The organism is Cognataquiflexum aquatile (genome assembly GCF_003316845.1).
Lineage (GTDB): Bacteria > Bacteroidota > Bacteroidia > Cytophagales > Cyclobacteriaceae > Cognataquiflexum > Cognataquiflexum aquatile.
Window position 1 is genome coordinate 493,997 of record NZ_QMIK01000002.1, and the last position, 24,847, is coordinate 518,843.

General features: G+C 40.8%; 25 protein-coding genes. 18 read left to right on the top strand and 7 right to left on the bottom strand.

Going from position 1 to position 24,847, the window contains the following annotated elements; all coding sequences use genetic code 11:
- Nucleotides 1–5 precede the first annotated feature (5 nt).
- From DQW11_RS08635 to porN, 6 genes are all read left to right on the top strand, one after another.
- Complete coding sequence (locus DQW11_RS08635) at nt 6–782, top strand: uroporphyrinogen-III synthase (protein WP_113923642.1); 777 nt, start codon at nt 6–8, stop codon at nt 780–782.
- Between the two features lie 74 nt (nt 783–856).
- Entirely contained in the window at nt 857–1,828 is a 972-nt protein-coding gene (locus DQW11_RS08640) for a PorP/SprF family type IX secretion system membrane protein (protein ID WP_113923643.1), read from the top strand.
- A 120-nt stretch (nt 1,829–1,948) separates the two neighbouring features.
- A complete protein-coding gene (gene porK, locus DQW11_RS08645; protein WP_113923644.1) occupies nt 1,949–3,043 on the top strand; it encodes a T9SS ring complex lipoprotein PorK/GldK in 1,095 nt (364 codons plus the stop codon).
- Nucleotides 3,044–3,092: 49 nt separating this feature from the next.
- Nucleotides 3,093–3,893 carry a type IX secretion system motor protein PorL/GldL gene (gene porL, locus DQW11_RS08650; protein WP_113923645.1) on the top strand — a complete coding sequence of 267 codons (801 nt, stop codon included), beginning with the start codon at nt 3,093–3,095 and terminating at the stop codon, nt 3,891–3,893.
- Nucleotides 3,894–3,933: 40 nt separating this feature from the next.
- Complete coding sequence (gene porM / locus DQW11_RS08655) at nt 3,934–5,535, top strand: type IX secretion system motor protein PorM/GldM (RefSeq protein WP_113923646.1); 1,602 nt, start codon at nt 3,934–3,936, stop codon at nt 5,533–5,535.
- A 45-nt stretch (nt 5,536–5,580) separates the two neighbouring features.
- The gene (gene porN, locus DQW11_RS08660; protein WP_113923647.1) at nt 5,581–6,393 is read left to right on the top strand and encodes a type IX secretion system ring subunit PorN/GldN; all 813 of its coding nucleotides are present in this window, start codon (nt 5,581–5,583) and stop codon (nt 6,391–6,393) included.
- A 281-nt stretch (nt 6,394–6,674) separates the two neighbouring features.
- Here the strand turns inward: porN and DQW11_RS08665 are convergent, their stop codons facing one another.
- Entirely contained in the window at nt 6,675–7,097 is a 423-nt protein-coding gene (locus DQW11_RS08665) for a nucleoside-diphosphate kinase (protein WP_113923648.1), read from the bottom strand.
- A 187-nt stretch (nt 7,098–7,284) separates the two neighbouring features.
- Between DQW11_RS08665 and DQW11_RS08670 the strand changes: the two genes are divergently transcribed.
- From DQW11_RS08670 to DQW11_RS08685, 4 genes are read left to right on the top strand one after another with little or no spacing between them, the layout of a single operon-like run.
- Nucleotides 7,285–8,325 carry a DHH family phosphoesterase gene (locus tag DQW11_RS08670; RefSeq protein ID WP_113923729.1) on the top strand — a complete coding sequence of 347 codons (1,041 nt, stop codon included), beginning with the start codon at nt 7,285–7,287 and terminating at the stop codon, nt 8,323–8,325.
- Nucleotides 8,312–9,247, top strand: a complete 936-nt coding sequence (locus DQW11_RS08675) for an FKBP-type peptidyl-prolyl cis-trans isomerase (protein WP_113923649.1) — start codon at nt 8,312–8,314, stop codon at nt 9,245–9,247. Before DQW11_RS08670 ends, DQW11_RS08675 begins: the two co-directional genes overlap by 14 nt.
- A gap of 4 nt (nt 9,248–9,251) precedes the next feature.
- Complete coding sequence (locus DQW11_RS08680; RefSeq protein ID WP_113923650.1) at nt 9,252–9,800, top strand: FKBP-type peptidyl-prolyl cis-trans isomerase; 549 nt, start codon at nt 9,252–9,254, stop codon at nt 9,798–9,800.
- 3 nt (nt 9,801–9,803) lie between these two features.
- The gene (locus DQW11_RS08685; protein WP_113923651.1) at nt 9,804–10,352 is read left to right on the top strand and encodes an FKBP-type peptidyl-prolyl cis-trans isomerase; all 549 of its coding nucleotides are present in this window, start codon (nt 9,804–9,806) and stop codon (nt 10,350–10,352) included.
- Between the two features lie 92 nt (nt 10,353–10,444).
- Here the strand turns inward: DQW11_RS08685 and DQW11_RS08690 are convergent, their stop codons facing one another.
- A complete protein-coding gene (locus tag DQW11_RS08690; RefSeq protein WP_113923652.1) occupies nt 10,445–11,080 on the bottom strand; it encodes a GDSL-type esterase/lipase family protein in 636 nt (211 codons plus the stop codon).
- Nucleotides 11,081–11,170: 90 nt separating this feature from the next.
- Between DQW11_RS08690 and DQW11_RS08695 the strand changes: the two genes are divergently transcribed.
- Nucleotides 11,171–12,010, top strand: a complete 840-nt coding sequence (locus DQW11_RS08695; RefSeq protein ID WP_113923653.1) for a hypothetical protein — start codon at nt 11,171–11,173, stop codon at nt 12,008–12,010.
- On the opposite strand, the gene DQW11_RS08700 is transcribed toward DQW11_RS08695, so the two are convergent.
- Together DQW11_RS08700 and DQW11_RS08705 are read right to left on the bottom strand one after the other, a co-directional pair.
- A complete protein-coding gene (locus DQW11_RS08700) occupies nt 12,002–13,369 on the bottom strand; it encodes a neutral/alkaline non-lysosomal ceramidase N-terminal domain-containing protein (RefSeq protein WP_113923654.1) in 1,368 nt (455 codons plus the stop codon). The two genes, DQW11_RS08695 and DQW11_RS08700, sit on opposite strands and share 9 nt — an antisense overlap.
- A 35-nt stretch (nt 13,370–13,404) precedes the next feature.
- Nucleotides 13,405–14,568: an AIR synthase related protein gene (locus DQW11_RS08705; protein ID WP_113923655.1), complete on the bottom strand. Its 1,164-nt coding sequence runs from the start codon at nt 14,566–14,568 to the stop codon at nt 13,405–13,407.
- A gap of 345 nt (nt 14,569–14,913) precedes the next feature.
- On the opposite strand from DQW11_RS08705, the gene metK reads away from it, so the two are divergent.
- The 3 genes from metK (at nt 14,914) to DQW11_RS08720 (ending at nt 17,310) form a co-directional block, all read left to right on the top strand.
- On the top strand, nt 14,914–16,167 hold the full coding sequence (gene metK, locus DQW11_RS08710; RefSeq protein WP_113923656.1) for a methionine adenosyltransferase: 1,254 nt from the start codon (nt 14,914–14,916) through the stop codon (nt 16,165–16,167).
- A gap of 119 nt (nt 16,168–16,286) precedes the next feature.
- Nucleotides 16,287–16,784, top strand: coding sequence for a hypothetical protein (locus tag DQW11_RS08715; protein ID WP_113923657.1), 498 nt, complete (start codon nt 16,287–16,289; stop codon nt 16,782–16,784).
- Nucleotides 16,785–16,788: 4 nt separating this feature from the next.
- A complete protein-coding gene (locus DQW11_RS08720) occupies nt 16,789–17,310 on the top strand; it encodes a hypothetical protein (RefSeq protein WP_157966075.1) in 522 nt (173 codons plus the stop codon).
- Nucleotide 17,311: 1 nt separating this feature from the next.
- Here DQW11_RS08720 and DQW11_RS08725 read toward each other — a convergent pair whose 3' ends face one another.
- The 3 genes from DQW11_RS08725 to DQW11_RS08735 all read right to left on the bottom strand — a co-directional run bounded on the left by DQW11_RS08725 (nt 17,312) and on the right by DQW11_RS08735 (nt 19,038).
- Nucleotides 17,312–17,728 (bottom strand): type II toxin-antitoxin system VapC family toxin, encoded by a 417-nt coding sequence (locus tag DQW11_RS08725; protein ID WP_113923659.1) that lies wholly within the window; start codon nt 17,726–17,728, stop codon nt 17,312–17,314.
- Nucleotides 17,721–17,975 carry a DUF6364 family protein gene (locus tag DQW11_RS08730; protein WP_113923660.1) on the bottom strand — a complete coding sequence of 85 codons (255 nt, stop codon included), beginning with the start codon at nt 17,973–17,975 and terminating at the stop codon, nt 17,721–17,723. The genes DQW11_RS08725 and DQW11_RS08730 overlap by 8 nt, the downstream gene beginning before the upstream one ends.
- Nucleotides 17,976–18,054: 79 nt before the next feature.
- Nucleotides 18,055–19,038 (bottom strand): D-alanine--D-alanine ligase, encoded by a 984-nt coding sequence (locus DQW11_RS08735; RefSeq protein ID WP_113923661.1) that lies wholly within the window; start codon nt 19,036–19,038, stop codon nt 18,055–18,057.
- 188 nt (nt 19,039–19,226) lie between these two features.
- Between DQW11_RS08735 and DQW11_RS08740 the strand changes: the two genes are divergently transcribed.
- The 4 genes from DQW11_RS08740 to DQW11_RS08755 all read left to right on the top strand — a co-directional run bounded on the left by DQW11_RS08740 (nt 19,227) and on the right by DQW11_RS08755 (nt 24,844).
- Nucleotides 19,227–20,306 (top strand): metallophosphoesterase, encoded by a 1,080-nt coding sequence (locus tag DQW11_RS08740; protein ID WP_157966076.1) that lies wholly within the window; start codon nt 19,227–19,229, stop codon nt 20,304–20,306.
- A 114-nt stretch (nt 20,307–20,420) separates the two neighbouring features.
- On the top strand, nt 20,421–22,595 hold the full coding sequence (locus tag DQW11_RS08745) for a S9 family peptidase (RefSeq protein WP_113923663.1): 2,175 nt from the start codon (nt 20,421–20,423) through the stop codon (nt 22,593–22,595).
- Nucleotides 22,596–22,940: 345 nt separating this feature from the next.
- The gene (locus tag DQW11_RS08750) at nt 22,941–23,747 is read left to right on the top strand and encodes an alpha/beta fold hydrolase (RefSeq protein WP_113923730.1); all 807 of its coding nucleotides are present in this window, start codon (nt 22,941–22,943) and stop codon (nt 23,745–23,747) included.
- 5 nt (nt 23,748–23,752) lie between these two features.
- Nucleotides 23,753–24,844, top strand: coding sequence for an efflux RND transporter periplasmic adaptor subunit (locus tag DQW11_RS08755; protein WP_113923664.1), 1,092 nt, complete (start codon nt 23,753–23,755; stop codon nt 24,842–24,844).
- Nucleotides 24,845–24,847 lie beyond the last annotated feature (3 nt).

Sequence of the window (24,847 nt, forward strand, 5' to 3'; positions counted from 1 at the left end):
GAAATATGACGACTAAATCTACCAAAGACAGATTAAACCAGGTAAAAAGTATCTTAGTTTCTCAGCCAAAGCCAACAGATGAGAAATCACCATATTTTCAATTAGCTGAAAAGTATAATTTAAAAATAGATTTCAGGCCTTTCATTCAGGTTGAGCCGGTCTCAGTCAAGGATTTCAGGAGACAAAAAATTGATATCCTCAAGCATACGGCGATTATCTTTACAAGCCGCAATGCGATTGACCATTTTTTTACGATCTGTAAGGAATTAAAAGTAGAGATGCCGGCAGACATGAAATACTTCTGTATCTCAGACCAAACGGCACATTACCTTCAAAAATATATCGTGATCAGAAAGAGGAAACTCTACGTAGGTCAAAAAACAGCCGCTGATCTTTTCGATTATTTTAAAAAGCATAAATCTGAAAAGTATCTCTTTCCATGCTCCGATATCCGCAAGGATGAAATCCCGGAATACATGGCAAAGAACAATATTGCCTACACGGAAGCCATCATTTACCATACTGTAGCCGCAGATCTTTCAGACCTCAGGGATATCAAATACGATATTTTGGCTTTTTTCTCACCTTCGGGAATCAAATCATTGAAGCAAAATTTCCCTGATTTTAAACAAAACAACACCAGAATTGCTGCTTTTGGACCGACCACAGCCAAGGAAGTCAGGGAGCAAAACCTTATTCTTGATATTGAAGCCCCGATGCCAAACGCGCCAAGCATGACGGGTGCACTTGAACTTTACATAAAAAAGGCAAATAATTTGTGATGTTTCCAATCTTTTGTGGCGAAATTGAGTTTAATTGTGTAGAATAGAGTTTACATCATCAGTTTTATTGATACATGGTTAAACATGATTTTACGATATTGAAATGTCTCCTGCTGATATGGACAGGGAGTTTTTTTTCTTCAAAAGCCCATGGCCAACAAGATGCCCAGTTTACCCAATACATGTATAATGGCGGATATTTCAATCCTGCCTTTGCCGGAAAGGAGGCTGGATATAGATTTTCAGCACTTCATAGGTCACAGTGGCTAAGTTATTCCGGTACCAATGGACCTGCTCCCATTACCCAACTGGTAAGTGCCAGCGGGTCTATTGACAAACTCAAATTGGGAGTTGGCCTAAATCTTGTTAACGACAACATCGGCCCTACGACCAATCAAGAAGTAAACTTATCGGTAGGATATCACAAAAAACTAAGGCGGGGAGTTTTGAGTTTAGGGGTTATGGGAGGAGTTTTTGCGACTACGATACGGTTTGATGAACTGGATTTTGTAAATCCGGATCCGAATTTGCCGGATACTGGCAGTGAAACACAGATGAATTTCAACTTTGGCGCCGGAGCTATTTACGACCGTACCAAATACTATATAGGAATAAGCAGCCGACATTTGAATGAGCCAGGGTTTGATTTTGGGGAGGGTTCTCTTGAAAACCAACTCAAAAACCACACCTACATTTTGGCAGGGTATAGAATAAAAACTTTTGCCCAATGGAATTTCGAACCAAGTGTTTTATTGAAAACAGTATCATTTGATAATTTTTCATATGACATCAGCGTTATAGCCACATACAATCAAAAAGTAAGCGGAGGATTGGCTTTCAGGGGCGAAGAATCCGTGTCTTTATTGATGGGTTACAGTATCCTCAAAGACAAATCTCTAAGAATAGGATATGCATTTGATCTGGTAGTTGGAGGCATAGAAGCCAAAGCTCCGACAAGCCATGAATTTATGTTATCCTACGTACTCCCCGACGTGACCAGGCAGTTCCAAAGAACAATCCAACGCACTCCTAGATTTAGGTTCTAAAAAATAATTATTGGAAATTCAGCAATTAAATTTGTGTATTTCTAAGAATTTACTTTAATTTTCGCTCTTGTTGCTTATCCAAAAAGTGGCATGAATTTGATAAATGGTTTAATGTAATTTATGTCTAAAAAAATGAAGACACGCGTTTTAAGCATAATTTTAGCGGTTTTGGTAGTGGTAGTACTACCGAGCTGCGGACTTTTGGGCAAGAAAGGATCTGCCAGTGAAAAAGACAATAGAAGGGGTGAAGTTACGGGTGTTCCCAAGAGGGTTATCTGGCAACAAATCCTTCCTCAAGAAATGGTACCGGTCAAAGCCGGGACTTTTTGGATGGGGCAAGCGGATGAGGATATTGCCTTCTCCCAGTCCTCTTTGAATAAGCAGATTACGATCTCCGAATTTTATATGGATAAGTATGAAGTATCCAACAACAAATACAGACAATTCATCGAAGCAGTCAGGTTAGGAGAATACACCTACAGTACCCCTACTACTTTGAAAGAAGCACCGACTTTTGATATCAACACCGTGCTTCCAGATACTACTGTGTGGAATACCAGTTTTACCTATCACTATGGTGATCCTTTGATGGAGTTTTATTTTGACCACCCTGCTTTTGACAATTATCCTGTAGTAGGTGTCAGCTGGGAGCAGGCCAATATGTACTGTCAGTGGAGAACCTACCATTTGAACGCTAACGACAAAGCTGACTTTGACTATCCTCCTTTCAGATTACCATCTGAGGCAGAATGGGAATACGCAGCCAAAGGCGGAAAAGAAGTAGCGAAGTATCCTTGGGGTGGTCCTTACCTGAAAAACAAAAGAGGATGTCTGATGGCAAACTTCAAACCAGGTAGAGGAAATTACATTGACGACGGATTTGCATACACTGCGCCGGTAGATGTTTTTGCTCCAAATGGATTTGGATTGTACAACATGTCAGGCAACGTGGCGGAATGGGTATTGGATTCCTACAATGCAGTCAGTGGATCAGTGACATGGGATTTGGATCCTAGGTATGATGATCCAAATGAAAAAAGAAAAGTAGTACGTGGCGGTTCTTGGAAAGATATCGCTCATTACCTCGAAACAAGTACAAGAACTTACGAATTCCAGGATGTAAAAACAGCACACATCGGATTCAGAACTGCGATGACCTATTTGGGTAGATCAGGTTCAATGGATATCAGTAACAACAGAAGAAGAAAAAAGTAAATCGAATAACATCTTAATCACTCACTCACCTCTAAATTTTTAAAAAAAAATGGCAACAAAAAACAAATCATTCATGAACGTATTTTACGGGGATATCATGCCAAAAATATATGGTATCGGTGCTGCCGTAGTTATCCTGGGAGCTATGTTCAAAATCCTAGATTGGCCTTTCGCTAGTTTGATGATCGGTGTGGGTCTATCCACAGAGGCCGCAATATTTTTCTTATCGGCATTTGAGCCCAAGCACGAGGAAGTGGATTGGTCTAAAGTATATCCTGAATTAGCCGGTGAAGAACCTGCTGAGCGTAGATCAACCAAAAAAGAGCCAAAAGATAATCTTAGCCAAAAATTTGACGAGATGTTGGCCAATGCCAAAATCGGCCCCGAGTTGTTTGACAGCTTAGGTAAAGGAATCCAAAATCTTGCGACCTCCGCTGAAAAAATGGGCACAATTGCCGATGCAGCTGTTGCAACCAATGAATATGCAAGCAATGTGAAGACAGCTTCAAAGACTTTGGTGGATATCAACCAGTCTTATGGTAAAACTGCCATGGCCTTGACCGAACTTTCTTCTGCTTCCGCAGATGCAAAAGAATACCATAGCCAAGTGGTCACAGTAACCAAAAACCTTTCTGCATTGAACAATGTGTATGAAATGGAATTATTGGATGCCCAATCACACCTCAAAACCCTGAATAAATTCTATTCCAACATTTCTACAGCAATGGAAGGTCTGAACGAAGCAGGAAAAGAAACAGAACAGTTCAAAACAGAGTTGGCAAAACTCAATTCCAATGTTAGCTCATTGAATAAAGTATATGGCGGAATGCTTTCAGCCATGAAAGGTTAAGCCTTGTTCATATTTATATTTAATCTTTTAGAAAAATAATATGGCAGGCGGAAAAGAAACACCAAGGCAGCGGATGATCGGTATGATGTACCTTGTATTGACAGCTTTGCTGGCATTGCAGGTAAGCAACCAGATCCTCCAAAAATTTGTGCTGTTGAACGATGGACTGGAAAGGACTTCCAAGAATTTCATCAATAAAAATGAATTCACTGTTTCCTCAATTGCATCCACAGTAGAGAATCAGGGAAATAACGCAAAAGACGTACCCAAAGTAGATGCAGCCAAAGAAGTCAGGCAAGCTACTTCTGAGGTATATGCTTATTTGGAAGAATTGAAACAGGAATTGTTAACTGTTTCTAACGCCAAAGATGAAGAAGGGCAGTTTAGCAATTCAGCTTTGAAAAACACTGATATCCCGGGCAATATCTTCAATAACAACAAAAAGGGATTCGAAATGCAGGAAAGGTTAAATGCCTATCCTAAGCAAATCAGTGAAATCTTAAAGAAAGCGGGGATCGAAATGACTTTCGGAGACATTGCCAAAGATGCCAAAGACATTGAAATTTTTAAAAATGACAAAGAAGTCAGAAATAAGAATTTCGTGTTCCTGAACTTTGTAAAGTCTCCCGTCGGTGCGGTAATGGCATTGATTTCGCAGTATCAAAATGAAGTTTTGAACATAGAAAGTGAATCTTTGGGAGCAATTACGGCTTCAATCGGATCGTTCTATTACAAAGCTGATATTGTGGAAGCTAGAATTGCTGCCCAATCCAATGTGGTTGCAGCAGGGACCAAGTTCCAGGCAGATATGTTCATTGCTTCATCTTCTTCTTCAGATGCTCCTCAGATGACTATTGACGGAAGGCCGGTGACAGTAGAAAACGGATTCGGTAAAATTGAATTTACCGCTACTCCTGCTTCTCAATATGATGATAGAGGACTTTCAAAGCGAGTTTTGAAAGGTGAAATCGTGACGAATGTTGGTGGAGAAGACAAAATACTTCCTGTAGAATATGAGTATTTCGTTGCCCAACCAGTCATCAAAGTCACTTCGGAAGTAGTCAATCAGCTTTATGCGGATTGCGCCAATGAATTGTTGATTGATGTTCCTGCATTGGGAAACAGCTATGCACCAAGTTTTACAGTGTCTAATGGTTCTTCTATCCAAGGAAGCAAGCCAGGTCAATTGACTGTAATTCCCGGAAATTCCGGTAAGGTTTTGATCGGAGTAAGCAGTGGAGGCAATAAAATCGGGGATGTATCGTATGATATCAAGCCGGTTCCTGCACCAACTGTCAGGTTGTTTGATGGCAGAGGCCCTATTGATTTGAGTCAGGCTTATCCTGCACCGGGACCGTCTTCATTGATAGTTGAGGCGATTCCTGAGTCAAACTTTGGAAGGACCATGGCGAAAGATGCCAAATTCGAAGTAACAGGAGGAGAAGTAATCCTTCTCAGAAATGAGGTTCCAAGAGAGAAAGTTGCCATCAACGGTAAAAACGTAGCAATCAGAAACCTCTTAGCTTCTGCAAAAAGTGGAGATGCTTTGGTTATACGTGTCACACAAGTAACCAGAACCAATTTCAGAGGCAATAAAATAACGAATAATCAGCCTGAGATTATCAGGATGGCGATTAAATAAATGATCGATGATGTCTTTTGGGCATGATCATAAACAAAAATGAATATGAAGCTTTATTCAAAAATCTTTGGCCTTTTATCCCTTGGTCTTTCCCTTGTCAGCATAGGTAGCTATGCCCAAGTGGCGACAAGTGTGAATCCGTCCGGAACTGGCGATAGACAGTTCAAAATGGACACTGTTTTTTCGGCTCATCCGATTCGTGAAGACGATAAGATGTATCAGATCTCCGTGTGGAGGAGAATTGATCTTAGGGAAAAATACAATCAGCCACTTTATGGGTCAGGTGATACCAAAAATGATGGGATCGTCAATCAGATATACAAAGCCATTGTAGAAGACAATGCGCTTGAGGTATTTGCTGATGATAAATTCACCCAACCTCTGTCTATAGCTGACTTCCAATCCAATTTTTGGTTGGCAGCCAATGGCGACAGCATTTTTGTGAAGCAGCTCTATTACCTTGATTTCATGGAAGATTTTGTGTTTGACAAGCATCATTCACAAATAAAATTTGATGTCAAATACATCGAGTTGGTCATGCCATCTCAAACCAACGCCAACGCGGGTCAAAAGACCATCGGTTATGTGAGGTTTAAGGATTTCTATTATCACTTCAAAGACCACCCTGAAGCAAAATGGCTGATTTTCCAAAATACAGCCAAAAACTTGACTTACGATCAGGTTTTCGATCAGAGGTTATTCAGGTCTGTAGTGAGAAGATACACCAATCCTGACAATGCCTATGTAGCAGATTTGGTCAATTCCGCACACCCCAACCCAGAATTGCAGGCGTTTTTGAATTCCCTGGAGTTTGAATACAAACTGCTGGATTTTGAGAACGGACTTTGGGAATGGTAAAAAAACCTAATTCAATCAATACATGATTTATAAAGGCTATCAGGATTCTGGTAGCCTTTGTTTTTTTGAACTGGTTTTTCTTTTCCGCTAAACAAAAAATTCAGCTTTTTAGTAAACTTGATTTTTATGCTTGATTAAAAAGCCAACCAAAAAAAGTCTTTCATCAATCTTCTTTCAAAGCTTATCCTCCATAAAAAAGAGACAAAAAAAGGCAGTCAGGTTAAACTTGCTGCCTATTTTTCTTAATGTTTGGACCGGTTTGTTTTCCTAGATCCTTAAAATTATAGAACCCTTTCGAACTGGCTAAAATAAAAATTCCCTTCAATCTGGGCATTTTCATCTGAGTCAGAACCGTGTACGGCATTGGCTTCAATAGAAGTGGCAAACATTTTTCTGATGGTTCCCTCAGCAGCATTTGCAGGATTGGTAGCACCGATCAAAGTCCTGAAATCCTCTACTGCATTTTCTTTTTCCAATATCGCAGCAATGATAGGTCCTGATGACATATACTTGCAAAGATCCGCGTAAAACGGTCTTTCTTTGTGCACTTCATAAAATTTTCCGGCCAATTCTGGTGTCAGTTGAGTTGCCTTTAGCGCAACTATTTTGAATCCTGCGCCTTCAATCATTTTTAATATTGCCCCGGAATTGCCGGCACCAAATGCGTCCGGCTTGATCATGGTGAAAGTTCTTTTACCTGCCATTGTAATTATTTTTGTAGGTTTAAATGTGGCTGCAAAAATACAGTAATTCATCGAATCTCCGAATAATGGTTATAAAATCTGTGTTATCTTATTCAGATTTAGACTTTTAGTGGCATTGGGATTTTTCAAAAATTATCCTGACCTTTGCGGACTGTGTTCCTCAAGGGGAGTGTACAAAGGCAATCAAATGCAAGAATTAGAGTCATTTAAAGATATCATTTCCTCACCCCAGAAAGTTGTAATTACCACTCACCATAAGCCTGATGCAGATGCATTGGGATCTTGTCTGGCGATGTCAAACTTCCTGATTAAGCTGGGTCATGAGGTGCAGGTAATCACTCCTTCCGACTATCCTTCCTTTCTTCATTGGATGAAGGGCAATGAGGATGTAATCAACTTTGAAGATCTATCCAAAAGACAGGAGGCTATTGGTATCATCCAACAGGCTACGATGATTTTTTGTTTGGATTTCTCCTGTCCCAAAAGGATGCAGGATATGGAAAAATGGGTGGAAAAGTCAGATGCTTATAAAGTAAACATTGATCACCACCAAGACCCAAAGGATTTTGCAAATTTCAGGTATTGGAGTACCACTGCTGCGGCTACCTGCGAATTGATATTCGAATTGATAGTGGCTATCGGCCATAAAGATTTGATAGACAAGGATATTGCAGAATGTCTTTATGCGGGGATCATGACTGATACAGGGGGATTTAGGCACCCGAATACCACCAAGAATGTTCACCTCATCACTGCCGAACTGATAGGAATAGGTGCTGACAATTCCAAGATTTCAAGGCTGATCTACGATACCAACAGTGTCAATAGGTTGAAATTTATCGGATTTGCTATCACAAGAAGGCTAATCATCATGCAGGATCTGCAGACTGCTTACTTTGCGATCAGCAAAAAAGACCTTCGAAAATATTCTTCCCAGACAGGAGACACCGAAGGATTGGTCAATTATGCATTATCATTGGATGGCATCAAGATCGCAGCGCTGTTTACCGAACGTGAGGATGGAGTCAAAATATCTTTCAGGTCTACTGAAGATATCGCTGTCAACAAATTTGCCGCGTCCTACTTTGATGGTGGAGGACACAAGAATGCTTCCGGAGGAAAATCCCAGATGACACTCCAAGAGACCACAGAAAAATTTGAAACACTCATAAAAGAAAATTATAATTCCCTATTTATTCAATCTGATCTACTTCATGAAAAAAATTAAATTCTACGTATTGCCTGCCATTGCTATGGTGTTGGCAACCGGCCTGATGTCTTGTAAGAAAAAACAGACAACCTCTGATGGCATCGAGTATACCTATATCAAAGAGGGAGATGTAGCTCCTAAAAACGGAGAATACATCCTCTATCACCTTATCGTAAAAACAGATAAAGATTCCACATTTATCTCTACTTATGACCAAAACATGCCAGGTTATATCCTATTCAATGATTCCTTACCAAAGGAAAGCGGCATGGATGAGATTTTCCTGAGCTTGAAAAAAGGAGACAGTATTGCATTCGAAGCCAATTCCATGAAGGTATTTGGCGAACAGAATATGCCTTTTTTCTTGGATAAAGAGAAAAATGTTAAAATCCAGATCGGCGTTGTGGATATCACTGACCAACAAGGAGTGGAAGCCTATTTCAATTCCCTTCAGGAAGCACAAATGAAAAAGCAGGCTGAAAATTCCGTTAAGCAATTGGAAATAGATACAAAAATCATTGAGGATTACCTTGCTGAAAAAAATATCAAGGCTACCAAGACAGAATCAGGCCTTTATTACGTCATTGAACAGGAAGGTACAGGTCCGGAGATTGAATCAGGCGATTTGGCTTTTGTTCATTATGCAGGTTATTTATTGGATGGAACCCTATTTGATTCAAGCATCAAAGAAATTGCACAGGCCAATAATACATATAATGAGCAGAGAGATGCACAAGGTGGATACGGTCCATTGGAAGTTTCTGTAGGTCAGGGAAGAGTTATTTCAGGATGGGACGAAGGTCTTGCACTTTTGAAAAAAGGTGACAAAGCCAAATTCTTCATCCCTTCTACTTTGGCTTATGGAGATAGAGACTCTGGACAGATCACAGCAAACTCTGTACTGATCTTCGACGTAGAAATCACAGACGTACAAAAATAAACATATGAAAAGATTAAGCGCGTTATTATTATCAGTGGTTTGGGTGTTTTCCGGATGTGTTTCTGACGAGGAAAATGCCCAGATTCTTTTTGAAAGGGATATTCAAAAGATTGAAACATATGTAACGCAAAACCCCATTGCTTCCGTTAAAGATGCCATCGACGGGAGTACAGGCATGCGGATTTATTGGACCCAACTATCAGGAAGCGGACACAAAGTGGCTTTGGGAGATACTGTATTTGTAAATTATACAGGAAAGCTATTGAATAACAGCGTTTTCGATACTTCCAATGAAGCCACGGCCAAGGCTAATAACATTTTCAACGCCAATCGTGATTATGAGCCTTTGGAGTTTATAATAGGTAGAGGAATGGTTATCCCAGGCTTTGAATTTGCTGTTTTCAATATGGAAAAGGGAGATAAAGCTACCGTGATAATGCCTTCATTATATGCTTATGGATCGCAGGGAAATGGGGGTATTCCACCAAATTCACCATTGCTGTTTGAACTTGAACTTGTAAACATCAAGGACAATCCTTTGGCAGACGACTGATAAATGAGAAATTTTAAAATATTTATTACATCTCTCTTTGGGATTCTTTTGATGGCTGCCTGTGATACGCCAAATCCTTTTGGAGGACCTGTGTATGACACTGCGGGAAACCTTGCCATTGATCGGGTTAAGATAGACGAATTCCTAAGGACTGCCCAGATAGATAGTCTGTACCGTGTCCATGATCCTAACGGTGTTGTTATTATCGTTCAGGAAGAAGGAACCGGAGGAAAACCAGCTTCAGGTATGTTGCTCTATACCAATTATACAGGGAAATTGTTGGACGGGACCGTATTTGATACAAACAGGGAAGATGTGGCTAGAGAAAATAATGTGTATGATCCTTCCAGGACTTACAGGATTTTCCAGTTTACACTTGGAACTTCTGAGACTATACAGGGTTTTAATATCGGGTTTAGACAAATGAAAAGTGGTTCCAAAGGCGTTTTGATCATTCCTTCCCCTTGGGCTTACCGTGACAGCGGTACGATCCCCGGTGTCCCGGCCAATTCCGTCTTGATGTTTGACGTGGAATTTCTTGGAATGGATTGATTTTCAAAAATCACCAAATCATTGTATAAAAATAAACCTCCCTTTTTTATAAGAGGGAGGTTTTTTTGTGTCAAAACCAATTTCATAAAAAATCATTTTATGGCTTTTGCGATTTCGGCGGCCATGATGCCAAGACCTTCTTTGTTGGGATGGATTCCGTCAGGCAATAGCGCCGATTTGTCTAACAATGGAGTATACAAATCTATAATCTCAGATTTTGTCTTTTTAGCAATTTCCATCAACATCGGGCGCATTTCGTTGAGAATTACCTCACCATTGATGTCAAAGTTTCCCTGGAACACAGGAACAGGAAGGCAGATGTACACCTTTCCTTTTTTAGGCATCGATTTCTTGAAAGTCTCGATCATCTCGATATAGTCAGCAGTGAACTCTTCTTTGTATTTCCAGTTTTGGGGTTTCGAGTCATTGGTACCCAACTTGATGACTAGGATATCGGGGGCAAAAGATTTGGTCTCTTCAAATTGGGGTTCGTTCCAAAAAGGATAATCCCCTTTTTTAAGTAAAGTCCTACCACTTACTCCAAAGTTTTTGACATCATATTTGTCACCAAGAATTTTCTGCATCTGAAGTGGATAGCTGTCAGGATTGTCCCTCCCCGGACCCTGTGTAATGCTGTTTCCAACACAGGCAACTTTTATTTTTGATTGTGCGGAGGCGGAAAAGCCGATTGAAAGTAAAAGGATTGTTAGAAAAAGCAGATTTTTCATAGGTTGATTTTTTCTTTCAATTTAAAAAGTTTTGATTCTTTAAAATCTTTTGAAGCTAAAATTATTCTAAGGGGATATCTTTAATGTCAAATGGGGATTATCAGGAATATACTTTATTATTTCAACCTCTTGTCTTTGGATGTGGTTTTAGGAGCAATGGCGGGGATGTTGTTTTTCTCTGATTTGTTGGATATGGATATACCTGGTTCAGCCTATTTTCTGTTGGGAATGGCGGTGTGGAGTATCTACACTTGGGATCATTTGATGGATGCCCGAAGTGCTTTGGATATGCCTCAATCCCCCAGACATCAATTTCATCAGAAATATTTCCGGTTCCTGCTTCCTCTTGTCTTTTCCTGTATTTTGATAGGGTGTGTGCTTTTATTTTTTTCCGAGGAATTAAAGTTTCTCTTTACTCCGGGAATAGTATTGGGAGCTGTTATCGTGGTTTGGATGGGATTCTTGAAAATTAACGGAACGAAGGTTTCCTGGTTAAAAGAAATATCCACAGCCCTGATTTATGTTTTGGGTATTTCCCTAGCCCCGTTTGCAAGTTTGGATTTTGAACTGGTGGACCAAAATTTCTACATTTTTGCTTTCATTTACTTTTTGGCTGCATTGGTCAATCTTCTGATGCTCTCTTTTCTGGATGCGGAAGAAGACCAAAAAGACGGTTTTGGGTCTGTGTTGGTGTTGATCCCAAAGGCTGGTTTAAAAAATCTTATCTTGCTATTGGCGATAACCGGAATCGGCATATTGGTGGTTCTTGCAATTATTCTACCATCCTTTTATCATGTCCATTCAGTGATTTTGGGATTGATTCTTGGCTACCATTTGATTTTGTTTTTCTCCAAAAATCAAACCAAAGACCAAGTCAGAAGAAAATCTGAGGCATTGTTTCTATTGCCTTTCTTGTTGCTTTTATTTTAATGCTTTGGATCCTTGCTCGGCAGCTTTATCGATCATTTTCCTGATCATTTCATCAAAGTAGGCACCGTTATACGGACCAAACCAATTCATGTCCCGGGTTTCATAAAGTGGGTAATTGTAATAATTGTCTGGGGTAATATATCCGATGTAGCCCCCGTTAAAACAGGTGATGATGAGATGGAGGCCTTTTTCTGCTGCATAAGCTTCCCATTCTTTCATAAAAACCCCTGAAATTTCACCACTTGAACTGATAAACAATGTTTTTCCGATTTGGACCATGTCAAAATGGGCATTTGTTTCTCCGAAAATTGAATTGAAAATCCAAGGCCGGATGCGGACTTTTTCACTGATCCTGAAATGCGCCTTTCTTAGGCCAAGAGGTAAACTCCCAAACTTAAGGTTTGGCTCTTCCACTGGAAATACCTCGTGGATATTTTCAGAAAGATTCCTGTTCAAAGAAAGGGCATAAGATTCGACATCATTGGGTTGATTTCCGGTAGCCACAGGGCGATGGCTGCCGACTGTACCTGCTGCAAAAAGGGAAAAGTCATATCCCTCCTGCTCCATCAATTTTGTCAGGTAGTTGGGATAATCTCCTGACAAGCCCATAAATTTTGAATTTAAAATAGTCGGATGGGCACTGTATGTCAGGATTGTTCCTTTTTTCCCATTCCGCTTTTCAAATATCAATTGCCTGATGTAAGGATCTATGGGGTCTTCAGCGATCAGCCTGTTCGCAACAAGGGTGTCTGCTTTGGTTTTTCTAAAAAAAACTTCTACAGTGTCTCTGCTAGCCATGGCTGATTTCAATCCTTCTAAGGTTTTGGCTTCCAGGAATTTGACGATTTTTTCATCATAGCTTCCAAAAGCCAATTTGCCGAGAAGACCGGGAATATGTCCTCCGATGCCACTGTGGGTATGGGTTGCGGTAAAATAGACATTGTCCAATTCCAAACCTGATTCTCTGATAGCCCGATTGATTCTTCCCTGCAGGTAAGGATGGACGATCATCAATTCATAGTTCAAAAAAGCAACCGTAGAGATTCCGTTGCTGATGACCATCGTTTTGACAAAACTACTATCCTGCACAAATTTATATCTTCCCCGAGGTTTATATCCCACCAATTTGGCAGGTTTTGCAGGGGTTGTGTTTATAGCTGACCATCCCGCTAGCCATATTTCGCCTTCAGAAGATTCAAGGTCTAAGGAGTCAAGATGGGAGACAGTTTCCAAGTAATAATCCATCTCTTTGTAATCTCGCCAATCTATCTTGGTCAAAGTGGTCAAGGCTAAAAAAACAATGATACCAAAGGTCCAACCGAAAATTCTAAATATCTTTTGGGCAGTTGTCCTTGGCATATATTTATCAAAAATCTACAGGTTGTCTCGGTCGTTTAATATTCAAAAGTGCCATGCGCACCCTGAACAGTCACTTTTTTACCCTCATGTGGAAGGACCCTTCCGATGATTTTGGCTTCCACACCCAATCCTTCGGCGATGTCCATGACTTCCTCGGCATACCTTTCTTCAAGGTAAACCTCCATCCGGTGGCCCATGTTGAACACCTTGTACATCTCTTTCCAGTCCGTGCCGCTTTCTTCTTGTATCATTTTGAATAATGGCGGGGTATCAAACAAATTGTCCTTGACCACATGCACATTGTCTACAAAATGGAGGACCTTTGTCTGCGCACCTCCGCTGCAGTGAACGATGCCATGGATGGCAGGTCTCAGGTATTTCAACACATCAACCATGATCGGGGCGTAAGTTCTTGTAGGAGAAAGTACCAATTTTCCCATATCAACCGGAAGTCCGGGTGCAGGGTCTGTCAGGTTGTATTTCCCTGTATAAACCAGATCGGATGGAACCGCTGGGTCAAAGCTTTCAGGGTATTTGCTTTTCAAAAGTTTGTTAAAAACATCATGTCGTGCCGAAGTAAGGCCATTGCTTCCCATGCCTCCATTGTATGAATTTTCATAAGTAGCCTGTCCAAAGGAGGCCAATCCTACCACCACATCACCCGGTCTGATTTTGTCATTGGAAATGACATCTTCCTTTTTCATCCTGCATGTCACCGTACTGTCTACAATCACAGTCCGGACCAAATCTCCGACGTCTGCGGTTTCTCCACCTGTCAGGATGACATTGACGCCATGGTCGCGCAGCATCTGCAAGACTTCCTCGGTTCCGTTGATGATGGCGGAGATAACTTCGCCGGGAATCAGGTTTTTGTTTCTTCCGATTGTGGAGGAAACCAGAATATTGTTGACAGCACCTACACAAAGCAGGTCATCGGTATTCATGATGATGGCATCTTGGGCGATACCTTTCCATACACTCAGGTCCCCTGTTTCTTTCCAATACATATAAGCAAGAGAAGACTTGGTACCGGCCCCATCAGCATGCATGATGTTGCAGTAATCAGGATCATTGCCAAGCGTATCTTCTACTATTTTGCAGAATGCCTTTGGAAAAAGTCCTTTGTCCAATTTGGAAATGGCCTGATGAACATCTTCTTTGGAGGCGGATACGCCCCGCTGCATATACCTTTCGTTCATTGAGAATTTGGGGATTGGTTGTATAGGGGCAAAGTTAAGGATTCCCACGGGATTGAAGGATGGAAAAACAGGAAGATTGGTAAAATCGATTATTCAATTTTATACTTTTGGTATTCAGTACTGCCCCTTCCTTTTTTTATATTTATTTGTCTACCAAAAAGAAAACTTGATTTAAACTCCAATCCTACTCAGTCTATATAATTATCAGAGCGGAAAAGGGGTTTTATTTGATTCATTTGGATAAAGTTCAAATACAAGGGCTCTAACCGCGATATCCAATTTTTTATTTCCCTTCGAAACCTTATTTTTACGACCCAATTGAAAACGCATTAAAAACTTTCCCATATGCCATATTTATTTACATCAGAATCAGTCTCTGAAGGTCATCCTGACAAAGTCGCTGATCAGATTTCAGACGCTTTGATCGATAATTTTTTAGCATTTGACCCCAATTCCAAAGTCGCCTGTGAAACATTGGTGACCACAGGACAGGTGGTATTGGCCGGAGAGGTAAAGTCTGAAATATACCTTGATGTTCAAAAAATTGCCAGAGATGTCATCAACAGAATCGGATACACCAAAGGAGAATACATGTTTGACGGGAATTCCTGCGGGGTCCTTTCTGCCATCCATGAGCAGTCTCCTGATATCAACCAAGGTGTAGAAAGGGCAAATCCTGAAGAACAAGGTGCCGGTGACCAAGGCATGATGTTTGGCTATGCGACAAAAGAAACTGATAATTTCATGCCATTAGCACTTGACCTTTCCCACAGGATTTTGAAGGAATTGGCAGCAATGAGAAGAGAAAGCAAAGAAATTGCTTACCTCCGTCCGGATGCTAAATCCCAAGTGACCATTGAGTATGGAGATGACAACCAGCCTTTGCGTATCGATGCCATTGTGGTTTCGACGCAGCACGACGACTTTGATGAAGAACCGGCGATGTTGGCCAAGATCAAGCAAGACATCATCAAAATACTAATCCCAAGGGTAAAGGCACAGTTGAAGCCTGAGATTCAGGCCCTGTTTACAGATAAGATTACCTACCACATCAATCCCACCGGAAAGTTTGTGATCGGCGGACCACATGGAGATACAGGATTGACGGGAAGAAAAATCATCGTTGACACCTATGGGGGAAAAGGCGCCCATGGAGGCGGTGCTTTCTCGGGCAAAGATCCATCAAAAGTGGACCGTTCCGCAGCTTATGCCACCAGACATATTGCCAAAAACATGGTCGCTGCAGGGGTAGCGGAAGAACTTTTGGTGCAGGTATCATATGCCATCGGGGTAGCCAAGCCAATGGGAATCTATGTCAACACCTACGGAACTTCAAAAGTGAACATGAGTGACGGCGAAATTGCCAAAAAAATCGAAGACATCTTCGACATGAGACCTTATGCTATCGAACAGCGCCTGAAGCTTAGAAATCCCATCTACGAAGAGACGGCAGCCTACGGTCATATGGGACGCGAAAATGAGACTGTGACCAAAACTTTCAAAAATCCTTATGGTAAATCCAAAACCATAGAAGTGGAATTGTTCACTTGGGAGAAGCTGGACTTTGTTGATAAGATTAAAAAGGAGTTTGGAATATAAGGGAAAGCGGCTAAAGGGCCGCTTTTTTTATGCATTATGGCTTTGCAGATTTTCGCATTATTTTGGGTAAACTTAATTTGTGTTTATCCGTTGATTTTGTAATTATTTGATCCCTCAAAATGAAATCATTTTCGTTCACCCTGCTCTTGTTTTCCATCGTGCTTTTGGCCCAAGCCCAAACAAATCCTAGGATTTCATATCGGGAGAATTTTTTCGGAAACCATGTTTACCTGGCAAATGGCCAAAAAGTGAAAGCTTCAGAAATAGAAAAATTGATGTCCACTTTTCCTGAAGACGCTTATCTGTTTTCAAAAGCCAACCAAAAAATGGTGATGGGGGAATCTTTGCGGTGGGGAGCTTGGGTCATGGCTACCGGTTCTTTGGTATATCTCTTTTCAGGAGAAATCAACCAACAGCGGGCGCTGATTGTGGGAGGATTGACCCTTGGGGCTATTACCTTAAGCACTATTTCTGTATCCATGAAGAGAAATGGAAAAAGGGAAACCTCCCATGCGATCGAAAGCTTCAATTATAAAGTCTCACGGGGTTTTGGGTATGAACCTTCACTCAAAATAAAAATATCCCCCTTAGCAATGGGTTTAAGTCTAAATTTCTAATCAGATGAGAAAAATTGTATTTGCATTGTTAATGGTTTGTGTCATGACCAATGTGTATGGTCAGGAATATCCTTTTTTGAGGATTGAATACAGGGAGACCTTGATCGGGGACAGGATCGATATTTTGGATGGCCCCAAAGTGCTGACCAAACAGGAAGTTTATCAGCTGATGCAGGCCCAGCCAGAGGCGTTTGAGAAGTATCAAATGGCGATGAAAAAGCAAAGAACAAGCAAATTGTTGGATGGAGCCACAGTTTTGACTTCTGCCGCAGTGCTGGTTTTGAGTTTGATTCCCCCCCAATCTTCCTCCTACAATACCAGGAATAACCTTTTACTTCCTGCCATGATTTCTACTCTTGGATTAGGGATCGCATCTGGATTTTATAGACGAAGCAGCCGTAACATTACCCGAGAGGCGGTGGATTTGTATAATTTCTCTGAAAAAAAGGCCGATCCAATTTACTTTGACGATGGGCTGACTTATTACAGAATCCCTGATTTCATTGGGATTCAGATCAGGTTTTAGGTTAAAAAAAAGTTTTCAAATAAACTTCAGGACTCATTGCCGGCAAGGCTGATTTCCTAAAATCTTTGGTGTTTCTGCTTATTATTATCTCAATTCCAGGATTTAAAATGGCCACTGCATTTTGAATCCCATCTTCAAAATCGCTGAACTCGAGATCCAGGGCCATCAAAATGGAGGCTTTATCCGAGTTTAAAATTTCAACAATTTCAAGTAATTCTTTAATTAAGTCGATTGATTTTTGGTGACCAATGAGCTTTCTTGATATGTAATAAATATTGTTGACAGTCAACGAAGAGATAAAAAGCTCAATTTCTCCCGATTCTGACAAATCAAAAATTCTACTTGCTTCCTCCGAAAAAGGCCTCCTGTCCAACAAAAAGTCAAGTACCACATTTGTATCAAGAAACACTTTATTCATGGTGCTTTTTGATAATTTCTTCTTCTAATATTTCTTTATAATCTAAATCAATATCTGTCTTTAACAAACCCCTGAGCCTGCTTACTTTCTTTGATATGATGGGAGTTTTGGTCAATTCATCTTTTTCAATCAGTAACTTAAAATAGTTTTCTACCAATTCTGAAAGGCTGCTTCCTTTTTCGGATGCAAACTTTTTTGCCTCTTCGATAATTGCTTTATCCAGGGAGAGTGTAAGCTTCGTATTCATACGTATCCATGTATTAATAATTAGTACGTGAAATTTAGTAAAATTTCTAAACCCCGCCAACTTTGGATCAATACATAATTCAAAACATTTCCTCAATCAGGGCATTGTAAAAATCCTTTACATCGATCCCCAAAGCACGCACTTGTTGGGATATCAAGCTGGTTTCAGTTTGACCCGGGACGGTATTGATTTCGATAAAATAGAACTTGCCTGTTTCGTGTTCCAAGAAATAGTCAATCCTGACCGCACCCTTGCAGTTTAACTTTTGATATACTTTTTCAATAATTCGTCCCACCATTGCCACTTCCTCTTGGGTCATTCTTCCGGGGGTTATTTCTTCACAAACACCGGGAGAATACTTTGCCTCAAAGTCAAAAAACTCATTGCTGCTGATGATCTCTGTAGCCGGAAGGACAGTAGTGATCCCTCTTGACCGATAAACACCAATCGAAAATTCCCTACCTGAAACAAATTCTTCCACCAATACCTGTGAATCCTCCGCAAATGCCTTATCCAAAGCTTCCTGAAGTTCATTCGGTTCTTTGACTTTGGTCATTCCGATGCTGGATCCACCATTATTTGGTTTGACAAAAAGGGGAAGACGTAGTTCTTTTAAAATGCGGCCTCCATTTTCAGAATGGTTGCCAAACAATTGGATGGACCTCGCGACAAACAATTCGTCGATGTCCTGGACTATTGCTTTGGTGTAGCCTTTGTTCATGGTGATGGCAGAGGTCAGCGCATCGCATGTGGTATAAGGTAACCCGATCATGTCAAAATAACCCGCCAGCTTGCCGTCTTCTCCCGGCGAACCATGAAGAATATTGAAAACTCCGTCAAATTTTATTTTTTGATCCGAAATTTTGATCGAAAAGTCGTTGAGGTCTACAGGGGTTTTTTCGCCTGTGGCAGTTTGGTGATACCAGTTTCCGGGATAAATCAGGATTTTGTAGATATCATAGAGGCTTCTGTCGAGGGTCTTTTCGACTACTGCAGCACTTTTTAGGGAGATGACAGATTCTCCGGTAAATCCACCGGTCACTAAGGCAATTTTCTTCTTCATGGCATGTAAAAGTAAAAATCAATCTCCATTTATCATTGTATGGCATCAAAAAATAGAGGTTAAAAATACCCAATAAAGCTACGCCTGTCTCTGTGATTTTTATTTTAAAAAAATTGTATATTCATCATCGGTTTTTGGACCAAATCCGACAATTGATTGAAAATCCTCCTTATTTTAAATCAAAGCACATGAAATTATCCCTAAAAATTCTTTTGCTCATAGTTTGTTTCCCTTTTTTAGTAGGGAGCGTTGTAGCCCAAAACCAAGGAAATGCCATTTCTGAAGGGCCGTATATATTTTTTCAGGGAGATCAGGTAAATGTCAAATGGGTTGAAAATGGACAAATGAAAGAGAAATTGAACCCTGATCTGGGTTTTCTTCGAAGTGAATTTAATCTGGGCCTCGACCCCAAAGTTTTCTTTGAAAATAAAGAGGAGGAGGTTGATTTCTATCAGGAATACAGGAATGTTCCCAATCTGGCGGTGATTTCTGACATTCATGGGCAATATGGATTGTGCGTGGAATTGCTAAAGGCACACGGCATTATCGACGAAAATGCAGATTGGAAATATGGCAAGGGGCATCTTGTAGTCAATGGAGATATTTTGGGAAGGGGCGACATGGTCACCGAAGTGTTGTGGTTGGTATACAAACTCGAACATCAAGCAAAAGGTCAGGGAGGGAAAGTTCATTTCTTGATCGGAAACCATGAATTGATGTTTATTGAAAGTGATTTTCGATTTTTAAATGAAAAATATGTGGGCGCCACCAAACTTATGGGAATCAGGACAAGCGACCTTTATTCGGAGAATGCAGTCTTGGGCAATTGGCTACGCAAACGCCCTGTTATCATTACCATTGATGATTTGTTATTTACCCATGCCGGTATTTCGCCTTCATTTTTACAAAGAAAACTACCAGCTAAAAAAGTCAATAAACAATTTTATTCCCATATCCTCAAGTCCTCCAGCAGGAGAAAAAATGCCCTTCAGACCTTTTTGACAAGTGATGAAGGACCGCTTTGGTATCGGGGCTATTTTGTTGAGCCATTTCCTTCGACCCAAAATCTGGATGATATTTTGGATTTTTTTGAATCGAAAAAAATTATAGTCGGCCATACTTCATTGAGATCCATTACCTCACTTTTTGAAGGACGTGTAATCGGAGTGGATGGCAATATCAAAGAAGGAATCACGGGTGAAATCCTGATTATCGAAAACGGTGAGACATTCCGAGGCAGGAGGGATGGGAGTAGGATTAAACTCTGATTTTTCATCTTGTTCGAATGCTTCTTTCCAATTTGGGTTTTCCTTTGGAGTAAATTTTTTTTCGGTATTGCTGCTTTTTTATACTTTTAAAGCTGATTATAGACCTAGATATTTATGAGTAAAATTAAATTGATTGCCTTTCTGGCATTTATCCTTGTTTGGAATTTTGAGACCCTTGCCCAACAGAAAGTCACCTTAGAGGATGTTTTCAAAAGCAATACCTTCTCCCAAAAGTCTGTTCAAGGCATCAATTGGATGAAAGATGGACAATATTACAGTTCTTTGGTAAGAACACCATCGGGTTCCAAAGTAGTCAAAATCAATGTGGAGACTGGAGAAGAAACAGGTATTCTGATCAATGGGGAAGCTTTGGGAGTGAATTTTTCAAGTTATGCTTTCAATGCCGATGAGAGCAAAGCCTTGATTGCCTCTGAAGTGGAAAGGATCTACCGAAGGTCTAGCAAAGCTGTCTATCATGTGGTAGACCTTGCTACAGGAAAGGCGCAAGAACTTTTGGACGGGGAGAAAATCATGTATGCCACTCTTTCCCCGGGAAATGACAAGGTGGCATTTGTGAAGGAAAACAACCTGTTTATCATCGAACTCAATACCGAAAAAGTAATTCAAATCACTACCGACGGCAAAGTAAACCATGTGCTAAACGGTGCTGCAGATTGGGTGTATGAAGAGGAGTTTTCCATGGCAAAGGCTTTTGATTGGTCTCCGGATGGTCAAAAAATTGCTTTTATCCGATTTGATGAGTCGGAAGTTCCTGAATTCAACATGCAGCTATGGGGCAAATTATATCCCCAGGATTACAGATTCAAATACCCCAAAGCAGGCGAGGCAAACGCCAAAACCAGCATCCATATTTATAATTTGGAAAGTAAAAAAACCGTGAAGGCAAATACCGGTACGGAGACTGACATTTATTTACCAAGAATATATTGGACAGGGGAAGCCAACATTTTGGCTTTTTTGAGAGTCAACAGGCTCCAAAATCAGATCGACCTGTTGTACACAGATGCCCAATCAGGTCAGAGTAAAGTCATCCTGGAAGAAAAATCCAAGACCTATGTGGACCTCAATTACAATGACGACCTGCGGTTTTTGGGCGAAAACAAAGGATTTATCCGTACTTCAGAGCAGGATGGTTTCAAGCATATCTACCACCATGACAATACCGGCAAACTGATACGGCAGATTACTTCCGGCAATTGGGAAGTGACAAATCTGGTCGGGATAGATGAGAAAGGAAAGAAAATCTACTATATCTCTACCGAGGCTTCTCCACTCGAGCGGAATCTGTTCGTAATCAATATGGATGGAAAGAATAAAAAAATCCTGACTCAGGAGAAGGGCACTTTTTCCATCAACATGAGCCGGGATTTCAAATATTACATCGCAAATTTTACAAATTCTGATACCCCGCTTAAGGTGACTTTGAATGAGTCTTCCGGTAAATTGGTCAAAGTATTGGAAGATAATCAGGAATTGAAAAACAGGCTTTCCAATTTTTCACTTTCAGGTAGGGAGTTTTTCACCTTCAATACGGTCGATGGCACACTCCTCAACGGGTATATGATCAAACCATCGAACTTTGATCCCAACAAAAAATATCCTGTATTGATGTATGTGTACGGTGGTCCGGGCTCCCAAAATGTCACCAACGCTTGGGGCGGTGCAAGGGACTTTTGGCACCAACACCTCGCCGCTGAAGGATACATCGTGGTCTGTGTGGACAACCGCGGCACCGGCGCCCGAGGTAGGGATTTCAAGCATGTAACTTATGCCAATCTTGGTAAACTGGAAACTGAGGACCAAATCGCCGGAGCAAAATACCTCGGCACTTTGGGATATGTCGATGCATCCAGGATTGGAATCTGGGGTTGGTCATATGGTGGCTATATGTCTTCTCTTGCATTGATGAAGGGAAATGATGTTTTCAAAGCAGCCATTGCGGTTGCTCCTGTGACGACATGGAGGTATTATGACACCATTTATACCGAACGCTATCTTCAGACTCCCCAGCAAAACGCCGCAGGATATGATGACAACAGCCCGATTACCCATGTGGACAAATTGAAGGGAAATTTGTTGCTCATTCATGGCACCGGTGATGACAATGTCCATTATCAGAATGCGGTAGACCTTGTTGATGCTTTGATCAAAGCTGACAAACAGTTCGAAACCATGTATTATCCAAACCGCAACCATGGGATTTCAGGCGGCAATACATCATGGCACCTTTACTCACTAATGACTGATTTCATTAAGAGAAAGCTTTAAAAAAACGAGAAGCGGTGATCCATGAAACGAGAGTCATAATCCCAGAAAAGAGATTGATGGGGCCAGAAGCGAGGAATGGAAAATGAGATGGATTTGGAAAGTGATTTTGGAATGGTATAGGTTTATTCCACTATTTGGTATGAATACCTTTGACCTTAAAACCATATATGAATGAACCAAGGTAAAAACTGCCTTGGTTCATTTTTTAAAAGGAAATAACCATTAATCGACTTCAATAGCCACCTGTGTCTATTTTATTTTTTACCCAAATTAATGGGCTTAGCTTTCGGGTTCGGAACTTAAATCAAACTGTTCGGTTATTACTTGGTCAAGATGAAAAGCAGTATGTTATACTATAAAACTTACAGGCATTCTACAAGTAATGAATGGGTGGTGTTCATCCATGGAGCCGGAGGATCGTCTTCCATATGGCACAAACAGATCCGGGAATTCAGGCAGGAATTCAACCTTTTGCTTATCGATCTGAGAGGACACGGTAAGTCTGCAGGGTCTATCAAGAACATCTGGAAGGAAGAATATACCTTTCCGGCAGTTACAAAGGATATTATTGAAGTCCTTGATCACCTTCAGGTGCCCCCTGCCCATGTGATGGGTGTTTCTCTCGGGACGATTTTGGCAAGGCAACTTGCGGAAATGGAACCCGAAAAGGTTAAATCTTTGATTTTGGCCGGTGCGATCACAAGGCTCACTTTCACCTCACAGATTTTGGTAACTCTGGGAAATACATTCAAAAGTGTAGTGCCTTACATGTGGTTATACAGTCTTTTTGCATGGATCATCATGCCAAGAAGGCATCATGCAGAGTCGAGAAATCTGTTTATCAATGAAGCCAAGAGACTTTGCCAAAAGGAATTTATCAGGTGGTTTAAGTTGACAAAAGACATCAACCCCCTGCTGAAATTTTTCAAAGAAAAAGACCTTTCCATTCCAACTCTTTATGTGATGGGAGAGGAAGACATCATGTTTCTTGAACCGGTAAAAAAAATTGTCAAAGAGCATAAACTTTCAATTCTCAATATTGTCAAAGCTTGTGGACATGTGGTCAATGTCGAACAACCAGAAGTTTTTAATCAATTGTCGCTTCAGTTTCTTAGAAATCAACAACCAGCCTTAAATGGATTTTCTGAATAAATAGAATGAAAAAACAAACCAAAGTCATTTTAATTGTTGCCATAGTCCTTGTATTGGCGGTGATTTTCATCTACCCAAGATGGGATCAGTTTATGGGAAAACCCGCTGAAACTTCCACTTCCGGCCAACCGGGAGGACCGCAGGGTTCAGGTCAGCCTATTCCTGTCAATGTGGTTGAAATCCGTCCCGAAAGACTGGAAAATAACCTCAGCGTAACAGGAACCATTATTCCAAATGAAAGTGTAAACCTGAGGGCCGAAATTTCAGGGCTAGTAAATAGGATTACCTTCAATGAAGGCCAGTTTGTAAAGAAAGGAACTCCTCTTCTTTACCTCAATGACGATGAACTCAATGCCCAATACCAAAGGCTTGACTTCACCAGAAAGCTTTTTCAAAGTCAGGAAAACAGACAAAAGCAACTGTTAGCAAAAGAAGCGATCAGCCAGGAAGAATACGACATCGTGCTCAACCAATTCAATACCAACCTTTCTGATATCAAATTGGTCGAAGCCCAATTGACCAAAACAGTTATCAGGGCTCCATTTGATGGGGTTTTGGGTTTAAGGATGATTTCTGAGGGAAGTGTTATAGGGCCTTCGGATGTGATTGCGAGTATTGTCAATATTGATCCGATCAAGATTGAGTTTTCAATTCCGGAGAGGTATGCCAATCAGGTAAAGGTAGGCTCCAAGATTATTTTTTCGAATGAATCAGAAGGAATTGATGTCGAAGGAACAGTCTACGCTTTTGAGCCTACCATTGATACCGGTACCAGGACGCTGAAGATCAGAGCGCAAAGCCCTAATAAGCAAAGGAAATTTTTGCCGGGCATGTTTGTAAGGATAAAGTACATCCTTGGTGTGGAAGAAAATGCCCTCATGGTTCCTGCTGAATCTGTGATTCCTGAATTGGCAGGATACAAGGTCTTCGTGGTAAACAAAGAGAGCAAAATAGAAGAAAGAAAGGTGTCTATCGGAACCCGTACAGAAAGTTTTGTGCAGATTGTCGATGGGCTAAAAGAAGGTGACCTGGTTTTGAGCACCGGAGTATTGCAAGTAAGAACAGGTATGCCTGTCACTTATACTAAAATCAATTAAAAT

Bases quoted from the DNA above. Each gene is read 5' to 3' on its own strand.
- DQW11_RS08640 (WP_113923643.1), top strand. From the start codon at position 857: ATGGTTAAACATGATTTTACGATATTGAAATGTCTCCTGCTGATATGG.
- DQW11_RS08635 (WP_113923642.1), top strand. From the start codon at position 6: ATGACGACTAAATCTACCAAAGACAGATTAAACCAGGTAAAAAGTATC.
- DQW11_RS08730 (WP_113923660.1), bottom strand. From the start codon at position 17,975: ATGAATACGAAGCTTACACTCTCCCTGGATAAAGCAATTATCGAAGAG.
- DQW11_RS08735 (WP_113923661.1), bottom strand. From the start codon at position 19,038: ATGAAGAAGAAAATTGCCTTAGTGACCGGTGGATTTACCGGAGAATCT.
- DQW11_RS08720 (WP_157966075.1), top strand. From the start codon at position 16,789: ATGAGAAAAATTGTATTTGCATTGTTAATGGTTTGTGTCATGACCAAT.
- porL (WP_113923645.1), top strand. From the start codon at position 3,093: ATGGCAACAAAAAACAAATCATTCATGAACGTATTTTACGGGGATATC.
- DQW11_RS08695 (WP_113923653.1), top strand. From the start codon at position 11,171: ATGGGGATTATCAGGAATATACTTTATTATTTCAACCTCTTGTCTTTG.
- DQW11_RS08745 (WP_113923663.1), top strand. From the start codon at position 20,421: ATGAGTAAAATTAAATTGATTGCCTTTCTGGCATTTATCCTTGTTTGG.
- porN (WP_113923647.1), top strand. From the start codon at position 5,581: ATGAAGCTTTATTCAAAAATCTTTGGCCTTTTATCCCTTGGTCTTTCC.
- DQW11_RS08680 (WP_113923650.1), top strand. From the start codon at position 9,252: ATGAAAAGATTAAGCGCGTTATTATTATCAGTGGTTTGGGTGTTTTCC.
- porM (WP_113923646.1), top strand. From the start codon at position 3,934: ATGGCAGGCGGAAAAGAAACACCAAGGCAGCGGATGATCGGTATGATG.
- DQW11_RS08725 (WP_113923659.1), bottom strand. From the start codon at position 17,728: ATGAATAAAGTGTTTCTTGATACAAATGTGGTACTTGACTTTTTGTTG.
- DQW11_RS08675 (WP_113923649.1), top strand. From the start codon at position 8,312: ATGAAAAAAATTAAATTCTACGTATTGCCTGCCATTGCTATGGTGTTG.
- DQW11_RS08690 (WP_113923652.1), bottom strand. From the start codon at position 11,080: ATGAAAAATCTGCTTTTTCTAACAATCCTTTTACTTTCAATCGGCTTT.
- DQW11_RS08670 (WP_113923729.1), top strand. From the start codon at position 7,285: ATGCAAGAATTAGAGTCATTTAAAGATATCATTTCCTCACCCCAGAAA.
- DQW11_RS08715 (WP_113923657.1), top strand. From the start codon at position 16,287: ATGAAATCATTTTCGTTCACCCTGCTCTTGTTTTCCATCGTGCTTTTG.
- DQW11_RS08700 (WP_113923654.1), bottom strand. From the start codon at position 13,369: ATGCCAAGGACAACTGCCCAAAAGATATTTAGAATTTTCGGTTGGACC.
- porK (WP_113923644.1), top strand. From the start codon at position 1,949: ATGTCTAAAAAAATGAAGACACGCGTTTTAAGCATAATTTTAGCGGTT.
- DQW11_RS08750 (WP_113923730.1), top strand. From the start codon at position 22,941: ATGTTATACTATAAAACTTACAGGCATTCTACAAGTAATGAATGGGTG.
- DQW11_RS08685 (WP_113923651.1), top strand. From the start codon at position 9,804: ATGAGAAATTTTAAAATATTTATTACATCTCTCTTTGGGATTCTTTTG.
- metK (WP_113923656.1), top strand. From the start codon at position 14,914: ATGCCATATTTATTTACATCAGAATCAGTCTCTGAAGGTCATCCTGAC.
- DQW11_RS08755 (WP_113923664.1), top strand. From the start codon at position 23,753: ATGAAAAAACAAACCAAAGTCATTTTAATTGTTGCCATAGTCCTTGTA.
- DQW11_RS08705 (WP_113923655.1), bottom strand. From the start codon at position 14,568: ATGAACGAAAGGTATATGCAGCGGGGCGTATCCGCCTCCAAAGAAGAT.
- DQW11_RS08740 (WP_157966076.1), top strand. From the start codon at position 19,227: ATGAAATTATCCCTAAAAATTCTTTTGCTCATAGTTTGTTTCCCTTTT.
- DQW11_RS08665 (WP_113923648.1), bottom strand. From the start codon at position 7,097: ATGGCAGGTAAAAGAACTTTCACCATGATCAAGCCGGACGCATTTGGT.